The following is a 13,821-nucleotide window of genomic DNA, read 5'->3' as shown; positions in this document are numbered from 1 at the left end:
AGATTCTAGCGCCATCAGCGAAGCTGCGACAAGATTTCCTCGTTGTGCTGGCCGATGGCGGGAATCGCATTTGGCACCGCCGGTGCCGGCGTGGCGGAGAACCGCGGCGCGGCGTTCGCCTGCAATACGCCTTCGCTGGAATAAACGCCGCGCGCCTGCATGTGCGGATGCTGCGCCGCTTCCGATGGCGCCAGCACTGGAGCAAAGCAGGCGTCGCTGCCCTCCAGCAGGGCACACCATTCGTCGCGCGTGCGCATAGCAAACAACTCCGCAAACGCGGCGCGCTGAAGCGGCCATTGGCCCGCCGCGTGCTGGGACGCAAAGCGGCGATCTCCGGCCAGGCCGAGTCTTTCCAGCAGCAGCCTATAGAACTTGGCTTCCAGGGCACCGACCGTGATGTCGCGCCCGTCCTTGCAACGGTAAGTATTGAACCAATGCGGGCCATCCAGCACCGATGTGCCGCGCTGCTCGCGCATCAGGCCCGCGCCGGACAAATCAAGCAGGAGGTTCATCAAGTGCGCCGAGCCATCGACGATGGCGGCATCAATCACTTGTCCCTTGCCGCCGCCGCGTGCATGCAGGATAGCGGAGACAATGCCCAGCGCAAGATAAAGCGCGCCGCCGCCAAGGTCGCCTACCAGCGTTGGCGGTGCGACCGGCGGCGCTTCGCCGCTCCCCGCGTAATGCAGCGCGCCGGACAGCGCGATGTAGTTGTTGTCGTGCCCGGCCGACTGCGAGAGCGGGCCGTCCTGGCCCCAACCGGTCATGCGGCCATAGGCCAGGCGAGGATTGCGCGCCAGGCATACCTCAGGACCCAGGCCAAGGCGCTCCATCGCACCGGGCCGCATGCCTTCGATCAGGCCGTCCGCGTCTTCGATCAATTGCAGCACGGTGTCGATCGCGCCGGGTTCCTTGAGGTCCAGCGCCAGCGAACGCTTGCCACGGCGCAGGATGCCGGCGGTCGGAATCTCCGCCGGGCCGGGACGCTCCACGACGATCACGTCCGCGCCCAGGTCCGCCAGCAGCATGCCGCAAAACGGACCCGGGCCGATGCCCGCAATTTCGATAATCCTGACGCCGGACAGCACACCCATCTCAACGCTCCGTGTAGTAAGCCGCACCCGTAGCGGCCATCGCCTTCAACTGCGCAGGTGGCGCAAAGCGGTCGCCGTGGGCGGCCGCCAGGCGTTCGCACTGCGCCACGAAGGCCGCCGAACCGGCATGGTCGATCATGCTCAATGGACCGCCGCGGAATGGCGGGAAGCCCCATGCGAGAATAGCACCGACGTCCGCGTCGCGCGCAGAACGCAGCACGCCTTCGTCCATGCAGCGCGCGGTTTCGACGGCCTGCACCACGGTCAGGCGTTCGACCACCTGGCTCACGTCGGGCTGGACTTCGGCACGGGGGAAAAGCTCCGCCAGACCGCTCCACAGGACCTTTTTGCCGCCTTCCGGATAGTCGTAGAAACCCTTGCCGGCCTTCTTGCCGATGCGGCCCAGCTCCACCATGCGTGCGGCGACTTCGTGGCCCGGACGCGCCTTGTAGGCATCGCCCAGGTCAAGGCGGGTCTGGCGGTCGATCTTCCAGATCAATTCGGACGAGACTTCATCGGTCAGCGCCAGCGGACCGACCGGCATGCCAGCCTGCAGGCCGGCGTTTTCGATCAGCGCGGGCGCCACGCCCTCCGCCAGCAGCGCCAGGCCTTCCAGCACATAGGTCGAGAACACGCGGCTGGTGTAGAAGCCGCGCGAGTCGTTGACCACGATCGGCGTCATGCCCAGCGCGCGCACCAGGTCCATCGAGCGCGCCAGCGTTGCATCGGAAGTCTGCTTGCCGACGATGATCTCAACGATAGCCATGCGATCCACCGGCGAGAAGAAGTGCAGGCCGATGAAGTTGGCCGGCCGCGCGCTCGCTTCTGCCAGGCCGGTGATGGGCAAGGTGGAAGTGTTGGACGCGAAGATCGCGTCGGCGCCGAGTACCGCTTCCGCACGGCGCGTCACGTCGGCCTTGATGCCGCGATCCTCGAACACTGCCTCCACCACCAGTTCAGCGCCTGCCAGCAACGCAAAGTCGGTGGTCGGCGTGATGCGCGCCAGCAGCGCTTCCGCCTTGTCGGCGCTGACCTGGCCGCGCTGCTGCTGTTTCGCCAGCAGTCCCGCCGAGTAGGCTTTGCCGCGTTCTGCGGCCGCCTGCGCGGTATCGACCAGTACTACCTCGATACCCGCCTTGGCGGCGACGTAGGCGATGCCCGCGCCCATCATGCCGGCCCCCAGCACGCCGATCCTGGTGTACTTCTGCTGCGGCACATACTTTGGACGCGAAGCCAGCTTGTTCGCCTCGTTCATGCTGAAGAACAGCGTGCGGATCATGTTCTTCGCTTCCGGCGACAACACGGTTTGCACGAAATAGCGCGCTTCCGTCATCAAGCCGGTGTCGAGGTCCGTGATCAGGCCTTCATACAGGCAGGACAGGATATTGCGCGGCGCCGGATAGTTGCCATAGGTCTTGGCGCGCAACATGGCGTTGGCCGCCATGAAGACCTGCTGCACCGCCGGCGAGGACACGGCGCCGCCCGGAATCTTGAAGCCTTTGGCATCCCAGGGCTGATGCACGCCGCCCGCAGCGATCGCGCTTTCCACCCATGCGCGTGCGGCAACCAGCTCGGTACCTGCGGGGACTACTTCATTCAGGATGCCCAGCTCACGCGCAGCGCCGGCAGTCAGGCGCTTGCCTTCCAACAGCAGCGGCAGCGATTTCTGGATGCCGACCAGGCGTGGCAAGCGCTGCGTTCCGCCGCCGCCCGGCAGCAGGCCAAGGGTGACTTCCGGCAGGCCGAAGCGGGCCTTCGGATTGTCAGCCGCCACGCGGTAATGGCCGCACAGGGCCACCTCCAGGCCGCCGCCAAGCGTGGTTCCGGGCAGAGCCATCGCGACCGGCTTGCCGCAAGTCTCCAGCTTGCGCAGCGCCCGGTCGAGGCGCACGACGCGTTCGAACAGTACCTCGGCGGTCTTGGCGGACAACAGCCACTCCAGGTCGCCGCCAGCAATGAAGTCCGGCTTGGCGGACGTCATCAGCACGCCCTTGACGGCAGCATCCGCAGCCAGGCGGTCTACCAGTTCGCACAGCGCGCTGCAGCTTTCTTCGTTCAGCACATTCTGGCTGCGTCCCGGCATGTTCCAGCTGAGGGTCGCGATGCCGTGGGAATCCAGGCTGTAATCAATCATTGTCTGTCTCCCTTAAATGCGCTCGATGATGGTGGCAGTGCCCATGCCGGCACCAACGCACAGCGTGGCCAGGCCGGTTTGCAGGTTGCGGCGTTCCAGCTCGTCCAGCAGTGTGCCAAGGATCATGGCGCCAGTTGCGCCCAGCGGGTGTCCCATGGCAATGGCGCCGCCGTTGACGTTCATTTTCTCGTGCGGCACGTTCATCACTTCCATGAAACGCAGCACCACGGAGGCGAACGCCTCGTTCAGTTCGTACAGGTCGATGTCGGAAGCCTTCATGCCGGCGCGCTTCAGCGCTTTCTCGGCAGCGTAGCTTGGCCCGGTCAGCATGATGGAAGGCTCGCTGCCGATCGACGCGAAGGAACGGATGCGGGCGCGCGGCTTGAGGCCGGCACGTTCGCCGGCTTCGCGGGTGCCGATCAGCACCGCTGCGGCGCCGTCCACGATGCCGGAGCTGTTGCCGGCATGGTGCACGTGCTGCATCTGCTCGATCTGCGGATAGCGTTGCGTGATGACCGAATCGAAGCCGAAGTTGGCGCCCATGTCGGCGAACGATGCTTTCAGCGCGCCAAGCGATTCAACGGTAGTTTCAGGACGCACCAGCTCATCGCGCGCCAGCATGGCCAGGCCATTGCGGTCCACCACCGGCACCACGGAACGTGCAAAACGGCCTTCCTGCCAGGCGCGATACGCGCGCTGCTGCGATTCGACGGCGTAGGCGTCGACATCGCGGCGGCTGTAGCCCCAGATGGTCGCAATCGCGTCCGCCGAAATTCCTTGCGGCACGAAGTAGGAATCGAAAGCGCTTTGCGGGTCGACCGGCCAGGCGCCGCCCGAAGAACCCATCGGCACGCGCGACATCGCTTCCACGCCGCCGCCGACCACCATGTCGGACTGGCCGGACATCACCTGCGCCGCCGCCATATTGCAGGCCTCCAGGCCGGACGCGCAGAAGCGGTTGATCTGCACGCCCGCGACCGATTCGGCGTAGCCCGAAGCCAGCGCGGCAACCCGGCCGATGCAGGCGCCCTGCTCGCCGACCGGCTCCACGCAACCGAGCACCACGTCGTCGATGAGCGCGCTGTCGAAGTTGTTGCGGCTGACCAGCGCCCGCAGCGCAGTCTCCGCCAGGCGCAGCGGCGTTACGCCGTGCAGCGAGCCGTCTTTCTTGCCTTTGCCGCGCGGCGTGCGCACGGCGTCAAAGATGTAAGCTTCCAAGCTGGTCTCCTTACAGCGTGCGGCTGATCAGTTCTTTCATGATTTCGTTGGTGCCGCCGTACACGCGCTGTACGCGTGCGTCGGCCCAGGCGCGGGTGATCGGGTATTCCCACATATAACCATAGCCGCCGTGCAGCTGCACGCACTTGTCCAGAACGCGGAATTGCATTTCGGTGGTCCAGTATTTAGCCATGGATGCTGTGGCGGCATCCAGCTTGTCTTCGATCAGCAGCTCCATGCAGCGATCCACGAACACGCGGCACATCTGGACCTCGGTCTTGATCTCGGCCAGCGTATGGGCGATGGTCTGGAACTCGGCGATCGGACGCTTGAAGGCCTTGCGGTCGCGCGTGTATTGCACGGTCCATTCCAGGCCCGATTCAGCAGCTTGCACGGCCATGATGGCGATCTGCATGCGCTCCCACGGCAGTTCCTGCATCAGGTACTTGAAGCCCGCGCCTTCCTCGCCCAGCAGGTTCTTCGCCGGCACGCGCACATTTTCGAAGAACAGCTCGGAGGTATCCTGCGCCTTCATGCCTGCCTTCTTCAGGCGCTTGCCCTTGCTGAAGCCCTCCATCGAAGTGTCGACCACGAACAGGCTGATGCCCTTGGCGCCGGCAGTCGGATCGGTCTTGGCAACCACGATCACCACGTCGGCATTCCAGCCATTGGTGATAAAGGTCTTGGAGCCGTTCATGATGTAGTGGTCGCCGTCGCGGATCGCGGTGGTCGCCACGCCCTGCAGGTCGGAGCCGGTGCCCGGTTCGGTCATCGCGATGGCGCCGATCATCTCGCCGGTCGCCAGCTTGGGAATGTAATGCGACTTCAGGTACTCGCTGCCGTAGTGCAGGATGTAGGGCGCCACGATTTCCGAGTGCAGCATGAAGCCGGGGCCGGACGCACCGACGCGCGCCTGTTCTTCGATCAGCACCATGCTGTAGCGGCGGTCCACGCCAACGCCGCCGTACTGCTCCGGCATGGTCGGACACAGGAAGCCTGCGGCGCCGGCCTTCAGCCAGGCATCGCGATCAACATAGCCTTGCTCTTCCCAGCGCTCGTGGTGCGGGGCGATCTCGGTTTCCATGAAGCGGCGCGCGGATTCGCGCAGCATATCGTGTTCTTCGGTGAATAAGGTGCGAGGGATCATCAGGCGTGGTCTCCGTTGGAAGTTATAGGTCAGTTGACCGAAATAGTATCGGTCAGTTGACCTATTTGTCAATCAACGGGATAATTCGAGTCTTATGAGGAAAAAGTCAGACACGCCCCTGCAGGCAAAGGAGTCCAACACCACCACCAAAGGGTTTGAGCGCGCCAGCGCCATCCTGGAGGCAGCGCGGTTGTTGTTGGCGCACGACGGATACGCGGCGCTGGCCATGCGCAGCGTGGCGCAGCAGGTGGGCGTCAGCCTGTCGACGGTGCAGCACTACTACCCGAGCCGGGACGCGCTGATTGAAGCGTTGCTGGAGCAGACTTTCGCCCGCTACCAAGCAGGCATCGACGAACGCGTTGCCGCCGCCGGTACCGGTCCGCGCGTGGAATTGTTTGAATCGATCATCGACTACTTCCTGGCCGACCTGCGCGACCAGGTGTCGAGCGGTTTGTTCTTCGAAATCGCCGCCTTGGCCAACCGCCACCCGGTGGCCACCAAGCTGTTCGACACGATGATGACCCGCGCCCGCCGGACGCTGCGCAACCTGATCCACGAAATCGATCCAGCCCTGTCGATGCAACAATGCGAAATCCGCGGCACGCTGATCGTGGCGCAGATGCTGGGTACCATGCTGTTCATCTCCGAGACCCGTCCGCAACATAAAGAACTGGAGGACCTTGCGCACGAAGCGACGGTCGCCATCACCCGTATCGCCTTCGGCAGGTAACGAATCAGTCAGGCCAATCCTGAATCTCCAGATCGGCGCTCAGCATTGCGAACGACTTGTCGCGTGTCACCAGGATTGCTCCGATGGCACAGGCATGGGCCGCAATTAACATATCCATTCGTGCCAATGGATGGCCATTGCGCTCATATTTGGCCTGTAGATACGCATAAGCCTTCGCCGCGTCCCTGGTCCAGGGCAAGATAGTTGAACGCACCAGGAATGCATTGATGCGAACAGCGAGGCCGTCTGGATTCCCACATTTCTCAAGGCCGTACCGCAGTTCCGCTTCCGTGATTACCGAAACGAAAGCTGAGCTCAACGGCAACAGCGCCAGTCGGGTAATGACGCCAGGTTTATCGCCTCTGATCGCGTGACTCGCGATATTGGTGTCGAGCAGATGCGGTCTCATGAATTTTCATCGAATGGATCGCGCTGCCCTTCTTGTGCACCACGTTCAATTCCGCTCATGAAGTCTGCTGGCACAGCTGTGGTTTCGTAAAGTGCGAACAGCCCGTCCCAAGTATTCGGCCGGGGGGAAAGAATCACATCGCCTGTCACCGGGTCGCGCCGAATGAACACTTCAGTCCCCTCGAAGCGATAATCCTTGGGCAACCGAACAGCTTGGCTGCGCCCGGTAAAGAAGAGTTTTGCGGTATCTGCCATAACTTCACTATATGCCGGCACCGATACATATCAAGGTAGATACCGCCGCGCTGTTGAGGTAACTCAAGCGATACCGGCGCGCTCCAGCATGGCGTGGAGCAGAACGTTGCAGCCCGCCTCCAGGTGCTCCTTCTTGGCGTCTTCGATTTCGTTGTGACTGATACCGTCCTTGCAGGGGACGAAGATCATGCCCGCCGGGGCGACGCGGGCGGCGTAGATGGCATCGTGGCCAGCGCCTGATACGACGTCCATGGTGGAATAGCCTAGTTTCTCAGTCGCCTTGCGGACAGCACCAACGCAGTCCGGATGGAACGGGCATGGCGGATAGTACGACACGCGCTCAATCTTGACCGGCAGGCCCGTTTCAGCGGAAGTCTTGTCGATGAAGGCCAGCATGTCTTCGTGCATCTTGTTCAGCAGCTCGTCGTTCACATTGCGCAGGTCGATGCTGAATTTGACCTGGCCGGGAATCACGTTGCGGCTGTTAGGGAAGACCTGCATCATGCCGACCGTGCCGCGGCCGTATGGCGGGTAGCGGTTGGCAATTGCCACCACCTCGGGGATGATCTGTGCCGCCACCTGCATCGCGTCTTTGCGCAAATGCATTGGAGTCGGGCCGGCATGGGCTTCCATCCCGGTCACCGTGCAGTCGTACCACGAAAGGCCCATCACGGCGGGCACGACGCCAATGATTTTATCGGCATCCTCCAGCACAGGTCCCTGCTCGATGTGGGTTTCGAAGTATGCGCCGATTGGATGCTGGCCGGGCACCTGGTCGCCCTTGTAGCCGATGCGTTCCAGCTCCTCGCCTACTGTCTTGCCTTCAGTGTCTTTGGCGGCGTATGCATGCTCCAGCGTAAAGGCGCCACAGAATACGCCAGAGCCCATCATGACGGGTACAAAGCGCGAGCCTTCCTCGTTGGTCCAGAACGCGACCTCGATCGGTGCACGCGTCTTGATGCCCTTGTCGTTCAGGGTACGGACCACTTCCAGCCCCGCCAGCACGCCATAGTTGCCATCGAACTTGCCGCCGGTCGGCTGCGTGTCGATATGGCTGCCGGTCATGATGGGCGGCAGCGTGTTGTCTTCGCCATCGCGGCGCATGAAGACGTTGCCGATCTGGTCGACCGTGATCGACAGCCCGGCGTCGCGCGCCCAGCTTGTCACCAGGTCGCGCCCCTGCTTGTCGAGATCCGTCAGCGTCAGGCGCTTGACGCCGCCTTTCGGCGTCGCGCCGATCTTGGCCAGTTCCATCAGCGAATCCCACAGGCGCTCGCTATTGATACGTAGATCGCTCATGATGCACTCCCTAGCGCGCCGTTACGGGCGCAAAAGCGGGACGGTCAACGTGGCGCCCGGCGCCTTCGACTGCCCGCAAATCTCCACGATGGAACACGACCTTGCCGGCCGCCACGGTGATGCTTGGAATCCCTTTGACTGTACGTCCCTCGAAGACGTTGAAGCCGCCCTTCGCGAACTGGGTCTTGGCCGAAATCGTGCGGGTGCCTTCCGGGTCCCACACTACGATATCCGCGTCCGAGCCGGCGGCGACCAGGCCCTTGCGCGGATAGATATTGAAGATCTGCGCCGCATTGGCGGACGTTATACGCACGAACTCCGACGGCGTCAGCTTGCCGCTGTTGACGCCTTCGTCCCAGATCACCGCCATGCGGTCTTCGACCCCGCCGCAGCCGTTGGGGATTTTGGTGAAGTCGTTGCGCCCCGCCGCTTTCTGCTCGGCGCAGAAGGTGCAGTGGTCCGTCGCCGTAGTGTGCAGGTTGCCGCCCTGCAGGCCTTGCCACAGCGCCTTCTGGTGCTCGCGGCTGCGGAACGGAGGGCTCATGACGTGACCTGCCGCAAACTCGAAATCCGGATGGTCGTACACGCTGTCGTCCACGATCAGGTGGCCGGCCAGCGCTTCGCCATACACGCGCTGGCCTGCGGCGCGGGCGCGGGTGATCGCGTCCAGCGATTCCTTGCACGACACGTGCACGATGTACAGCGGGGTGTTCAAGACATTGGCAATCGCAATGGCGCGGTTGGCCGCTTCCGCCTCCACGGCTGGAGGGCGCGACAGCGGATGCGCACGCGGGCCGGTAATCCCTTGGCGCAGCAGGTCCTGCTGCAACTGGTAAACCAGCTCGCCGTTCTCTGCATGCACCGTCGGGATTGCCCCCAATTCCAGCGCACGGCGGAAGCTTTTCACCAGCGTTTCATCGTCCGCCATGATGGCGTTCTTGTACGCCATGAAGTGCTTAAAACTGTTCACGCCGTGGTTGCGCACCAGCGTGCCCATTTCCTCGTGCACCTTGTCCGACCACCAGGTGATCGCCACGTGGAAGGTGTAATCGCCGGCCGCCTTCTCGGCCCAGCCGCGCCACTGGTGGTAAGCCTCGAGCAGCGGCTGCTGCGGGTTGGGAATGACGAAGTCGATGATGGTGGTGTTGCCGCCCGCAAGGCCGGCTGCGGTGCCGGTGAAGAAATCGTCCTGGGTAACGGTGCCCATGAAAGGCAGGTTCATGTGCGTGTGCGGGTCGATCCCGCCCGGCATGACGTACTGGCCGCCTGCATCAATCACTTCCGCCCCGGCCGGCGCTTCGAGCGCGGGGCCAACGGCGACGATCTTGTCCCCCTCGCACAGCACGTCCGCGCGGAAGGCTCGGTCCGCGTTCACTACAGTCCCGCCACGAATCAAGGTTGCCATTTATGCTTTCTCCGGAATGGGTGGCGGTACGGCCTTGGCCGCCCTGCCCTTCATCAAGATGCCATACACCAGCGCCGCGATCGCGATGCCGACGAACCATGCATAGGTATAAATCAGCTTGAAGCCCTCGCCGACATCGCCGAACGATGCCGGAAAGGTGGCATTCAGGAAGCCCGGCACGTTGGGCGCGACGCCAAACGCGAAGGCCAGCAGCGCGGCGGAATTCCAGCCGTTTGTATAGCTGTATTCGCCGTTGTCGACGTACAGCGCGCCGACGTTCAGCTCCGTCTTGCGAATCAGGTAATAGTCGACGATCAGCACGCCGGCGATTGGACCAAGCAGGGCCGAATAGCCGATCAGCCAGGTGAAGATATAGCCCTGCGTGGTTTCCAGCAGCTTCCATGGCATCATCGCCAGCGCGATGCCGGCCGTGATGTAGCCGCCAGTGCGATAGGAAATATGCTTTGGCGCCAGGGCGGAAAAATCATACGCGGGGCCAACCAGGTTGGCCGCGAGGTTGACCGAGATCGTATCGATCAACAGGACCACCAGCGCGACCAGCACCGCCACGCCGGTCATGCGGCTGGCCAGGTCAACCGGGTCCCAGATCGCCTTGCCGTACAAGACGACCGTGGCGGACGTAACGATCACCGCCAGCGCCGCCAGCAAGCCCATAGGCACCGGCAGGCCGACCGACTGCCCCAGCACCTGGTCGCGCTGCGTTTTCGCGAAGCGGGTGAAGTCCGGGATATTCAAAGCCAGCGTAGCCCAGAAGCCGATCATCGCTGTCAGCGAAGGCCAGAACGTCGGCCAGAACTGGCCGGCCTTCTTGCCGCCTTCAACGAATTGCGAAGGCTGCTCCAGCAAGGTACCGAAGCCGCCCGCCTTCTGGTACACCCAGCCAAGCAGCACGAAGCAGATGATGATCTTCAACGGCGCGGTATAGGTTTCCAGTTTGCGGATCGCATCCATGCCGTGCACGATGTACCAGAACTGGATCGCCCAGAAGGCAATGAAGCAGAGCAGCTGGGCGCCATTGATGCCCAGGCCGCCGATCTTTGCACCGCCGATCTCGCTGCCCATCATTACGCCCAGCAGCGTATAGATCATCTGCCCGCCGAACCAGGTCTGGATGCCATACCAGCCGCAGGCCACGATGGCGCGCATCAGCGCCGGCAGCCGCGCGCCGGAGGTGCCGAACGAGGCCCGCGCCAGCACCGCGTACGGAATGCCGTACTTGGTGCCGGCGTGGCCGATCAGCAGCATCGGCAGCAGCACAATGGTATTGGCCAGGAAAACGGTGAGGACAGCCTGTCCCGCCGACATGCCGCCTTCAATCAGGCTGGCCGCCAGCGTGTAGGCGGGGATGCACATGACCATCCCAACCCAGAGTGCAGCGAAGTGATACCAGCGCCAGGTGCGCTGCGATTCATTGGTCGGGGCCAGGTCTTCGTTCCACAACTGGGAATTGTCGCTCATGCAGTCTCCTTGATCTCGGCCCGCGGGTTGCGCGGGTCCTGTGTCCAGTTCATGTAAGGCTTGCCCGTTGGGACTGCGACCATCGTAATACAACCTTGCACCGGACAGGTAATTTCGCACAGGTTGCAGCCAACGCATTCCTCGTCATTGACCTTGTACGTCCGCGTGCCGGTCGCCTCATCGATCAACTGGAAGATGGACTGGTGCGACGTATCCTCGCAGGCCACATAGCAGCGGCCGCACTTGATACAGTCGTCCTGGTTGATATGGGCGATGGACTTGTAGTTCATATCCAGGAACTTCCAGTCCGTGGTGTTCGGCACCGCCTTGCCCATGAAGTCGTCCAGCGTCTGGTAGCCCTTGGAGTCCATCCAGCGCGCCAGGCCGTCCTTCATTTCCTGCACGATGCGGAAGCCGTGCAGCATCGCAGCCGTGCAGACTTGCACGCACCCGGCGCCCAATGCGATGAATTCGGCCGCATCCTTCCAGTTGCCAATCCCGCCAATGCCGGAAATCGGCAGGCCGCGCGTTTCCGGATCACGCGCGATCTCGGCCACCATGTTCAGCGCAATCGGCTTGACTGCCGGGCCGCAGTAGCCGCCGTGGGTGCTGGCGCCGCCCACGTTGGGGAAGGCCACCATCTTGTCCAGGTCCAGCGAGGTAATGGAGTTGATGGTGTTGATCAGCGAAACAGCATCGGCGCCACCGGCCTTGGCCGCACGTGCCGGGCGGCGGATGTCGGTGATGTTCGGCGTCAGCTTCACGATCACCGGCAGCCTGGTGTGCTTCTTGCACCACGCCGTCACCTGCTCCACGTATTCCGGAACCTGGCCGACTGCGGAACCCATGCCGCGCTCCGGCATGCCGTGCGGGCAGCCAAAATTCAGTTCGATGCCGTCGGCGCCAGTGGCTTCGACTTTCGGCAGGATCGCGGCCCAGTAATGTTCCTCGCAAGGCAGCATCAGCGAAACCACGATGGCGCGGTCAGGCCACGCCTTCTTCACCTCCGTGATTTCCTGCAGGTTCAATTCCAGCGAACGGTCGGTAATCAGCTCGATGTTGTTGAAGCCAAGCACTTCGCGATTCTTTCCGTAGATGGCGGAGTAGCGCGAAGACACGTTCACGGCAGGCGGATCTTCGCCCAGCGTTTTCCAGACCACGCCGCCCCACCCCGCTTCGAAGGCGCGGATCACGTTGTACGCCTTGTCGGTAGGCGGTGCGGAGGCGAGCCAGAATGGATTCGGCGCCTTGATGCCGCAGAAATTGACGCTCAGGTCGGCCATTATGCTGCCCCCTTCTTCGATTGGATGTCGGAATGGATCGCCATCGCGGCGCGCTTGCCGTGCTCCACCGCTTGCACGGTGAGGTCCTGGCCCAGCGAAACACAGTCGCCGCCGGCATAGATACCCGGCAGGATGGTGCGGAAGCTGTCGTCCACATGAATCTTGTCGCCATCGCGTTTCAGCATGGCTGCCAGCGGGTCAGCCAGCGCGGACGAATCCATCGCCTGGCCGATCGCCTTGAAGATCGCGTCGGCCGGCAATTCAAACGTCAGTCCCGTGCCGATCATGCGCGAGCCTTCCATCGCCGTGCGCTCGAAGCGCATGCCCCGCACGCGGCCCGCCTCATCCAGCAGCACCTGCTGCGGCTGCGCCCAGGTCTGCATGCGCACCTGGTTGGCCTTGGCGATGTCCTGCTCGTGATGGGTAGCGCTCATGGCGTCGAAGCCGCGGCGATAGACCATCGTCACCTCTTCCGCACCCAGGCGCTGGATCTGCACCGCCATGTCGATAGCAGTATTGCCTGCGCCGATCACGATGGCACGGCGCGGCACCGGTAACCTCGCCAGGTCGTCCGCCTGGCGCAGTTCGGCGATGTAATCGACTGCTGCCATCAGGCCGGGAGCATCCTCGCCGGTCAGGCCAAGCGCGCGGCTGGCGCCCAGGCCGAGTCCGAGGAATACCGCATCGTATTGCGCATGGAGCTCTTTGAGGTGCAGGTTGGCGCCCAGCTTCTGCCCGTGGCGCACTTCGATGCCGCCGATCCCCAATAGGAAGTCCACTTCCTTCTGCGCGAAATTGTCGGTCAGCTTGTATTTGGCGATGCCGTATTCATTCAGGCCACCGGATTTCTCATGCGCCTCGAAGATCACCACGTCGTTGCCAAGCATGGCCAGGCGGTGGGCGCAGGACAAGCCTGCGGGCCCGGCGCCTACTACTGCGATCTTCTTGCCGGTCGAGGGTGCGCGCTTGAATGGATGGCCGTCCAGCGTGGCATTATCAAGTGCAAAGCGCTGCAGGAGGCCGATCTTCACCGGCTGGCCTTCCGCGTCATGGTTGCGCACGCAGGCGTCTTCGCACAGGATTTCGGTCGGGCAGACGCGCGAGCAGCTGCCGCCGAGGATGTTCTGCTGCAGGATGGTGACCGCGGCGCCGTTCACGTTCCCGTCATGGATATTGCGGATGAAGCTCGCGACATCGATGCCGGTCGGGCAGATGCGCGTGCACGGCGCGTCGTAGCAATACAGGCAGCGCGAACTTTCAATCGCAGCCTGGCGCGCGTTCAAGGGCGGCGCCAGGTCGGTGAAATGACCGGCCAGCTCTTCGTTCGTGGCTTTTGGCTGCGGTATGTATTTGAGTGACTCGATCATTG

Annotated in this window: 12 protein-coding genes; 1 reads left to right on the top strand and 11 read right to left on the bottom strand. The window is 63.1% G+C overall.

Annotated features, from left to right (window positions below; all coding sequences use genetic code 11):
* Positions 1 to 14: 14 nt before the first annotated feature.
* The 4 genes from ACN9MW_RS08080 to ACN9MW_RS08065 are packed head-to-tail and all read right to left on the bottom strand — an operon-like array spanning position 15 to position 5,593.
* Complete coding sequence (locus ACN9MW_RS08080; protein WP_426169570.1) at positions 15 to 1,094, bottom strand: CaiB/BaiF CoA transferase family protein; 1,080 nt, start codon at positions 1,092 to 1,094, stop codon at positions 15 to 17.
* 1 nt (position 1,095) lies between these two features.
* Positions 1,096 to 3,228 carry a 3-hydroxyacyl-CoA dehydrogenase NAD-binding domain-containing protein gene (locus tag ACN9MW_RS08075; RefSeq protein WP_426169567.1) on the bottom strand — a complete coding sequence of 711 codons (2,133 nt, stop codon included), beginning with the start codon at positions 3,226 to 3,228 and terminating at the stop codon, positions 1,096 to 1,098.
* A gap of 12 nt (positions 3,229 to 3,240) precedes the next feature.
* Positions 3,241 to 4,446 carry an acetyl-CoA C-acetyltransferase gene (locus ACN9MW_RS08070; protein WP_426169565.1) on the bottom strand — a complete coding sequence of 402 codons (1,206 nt, stop codon included), beginning with the start codon at positions 4,444 to 4,446 and terminating at the stop codon, positions 3,241 to 3,243.
* 10 nt (positions 4,447 to 4,456) lie between these two features.
* Positions 4,457 to 5,593, bottom strand: a complete 1,137-nt coding sequence (locus ACN9MW_RS08065) for an acyl-CoA dehydrogenase family protein (protein ID WP_426169563.1) — start codon at positions 5,591 to 5,593, stop codon at positions 4,457 to 4,459.
* 94 nt (positions 5,594 to 5,687) lie between these two features.
* Here ACN9MW_RS08065 and ACN9MW_RS08060 point away from each other — a divergent pair, with 94 nt between their 5' ends.
* The gene (locus ACN9MW_RS08060) at positions 5,688 to 6,323 is read left to right on the top strand and encodes a TetR/AcrR family transcriptional regulator (RefSeq protein WP_426169560.1); all 636 of its coding nucleotides are present in this window, start codon (positions 5,688 to 5,690) and stop codon (positions 6,321 to 6,323) included.
* Positions 6,324 to 6,327: 4 nt separating this feature from the next.
* Here ACN9MW_RS08060 and ACN9MW_RS08055 read toward each other — a convergent pair whose 3' ends face one another.
* From ACN9MW_RS08055 to ACN9MW_RS08025, 7 genes are all read right to left on the bottom strand, one after another.
* Positions 6,328 to 6,732, bottom strand: coding sequence for a type II toxin-antitoxin system VapC family toxin (locus tag ACN9MW_RS08055; protein WP_426169557.1), 405 nt, complete (start codon positions 6,730 to 6,732; stop codon positions 6,328 to 6,330).
* A complete protein-coding gene (locus ACN9MW_RS08050) occupies positions 6,729 to 6,986 on the bottom strand; it encodes an antitoxin (protein ID WP_426169554.1) in 258 nt (85 codons plus the stop codon). The genes ACN9MW_RS08055 and ACN9MW_RS08050 overlap by 4 nt, the downstream gene beginning before the upstream one ends.
* A 63-nt stretch (positions 6,987 to 7,049) precedes the next feature.
* A complete protein-coding gene (locus tag ACN9MW_RS08045) occupies positions 7,050 to 8,285 on the bottom strand; it encodes a Zn-dependent hydrolase (RefSeq protein WP_426169552.1) in 1,236 nt (411 codons plus the stop codon).
* Positions 8,286 to 8,295: 10 nt separating this feature from the next.
* On the bottom strand, positions 8,296 to 9,690 hold the full coding sequence (gene hydA, locus ACN9MW_RS08040) for a dihydropyrimidinase (protein ID WP_426169549.1): 1,395 nt from the start codon (positions 9,688 to 9,690) through the stop codon (positions 8,296 to 8,298).
* Complete coding sequence (locus tag ACN9MW_RS08035) at positions 9,691 to 11,169, bottom strand: NCS1 family nucleobase:cation symporter-1 (RefSeq protein WP_426169547.1); 1,479 nt, start codon at positions 11,167 to 11,169, stop codon at positions 9,691 to 9,693.
* A complete protein-coding gene (preA, locus tag ACN9MW_RS08030; RefSeq protein WP_426169544.1) occupies positions 11,166 to 12,452 on the bottom strand; it encodes an NAD-dependent dihydropyrimidine dehydrogenase subunit PreA in 1,287 nt (428 codons plus the stop codon). The genes ACN9MW_RS08035 and preA overlap by 4 nt, the downstream gene beginning before the upstream one ends.
* Positions 12,452 to 13,819, bottom strand: coding sequence for an NAD(P)-dependent oxidoreductase (locus ACN9MW_RS08025; RefSeq protein WP_426169541.1), 1,368 nt, complete (start codon positions 13,817 to 13,819; stop codon positions 12,452 to 12,454). Before ACN9MW_RS08025 ends, preA begins: the two co-directional genes overlap by 1 nt.
* Between the last annotated feature and the right edge of the window lie 2 nt (positions 13,820 to 13,821).

Origin of the sequence: Pseudoduganella sp. R-34 (assembly GCF_049904655.1) — a bacterium.
Lineage (GTDB): Bacteria > Pseudomonadota > Gammaproteobacteria > Burkholderiales > Burkholderiaceae_D > Rugamonas.
This window is presented reverse-complemented; position numbering and strand designations above follow the sequence as displayed.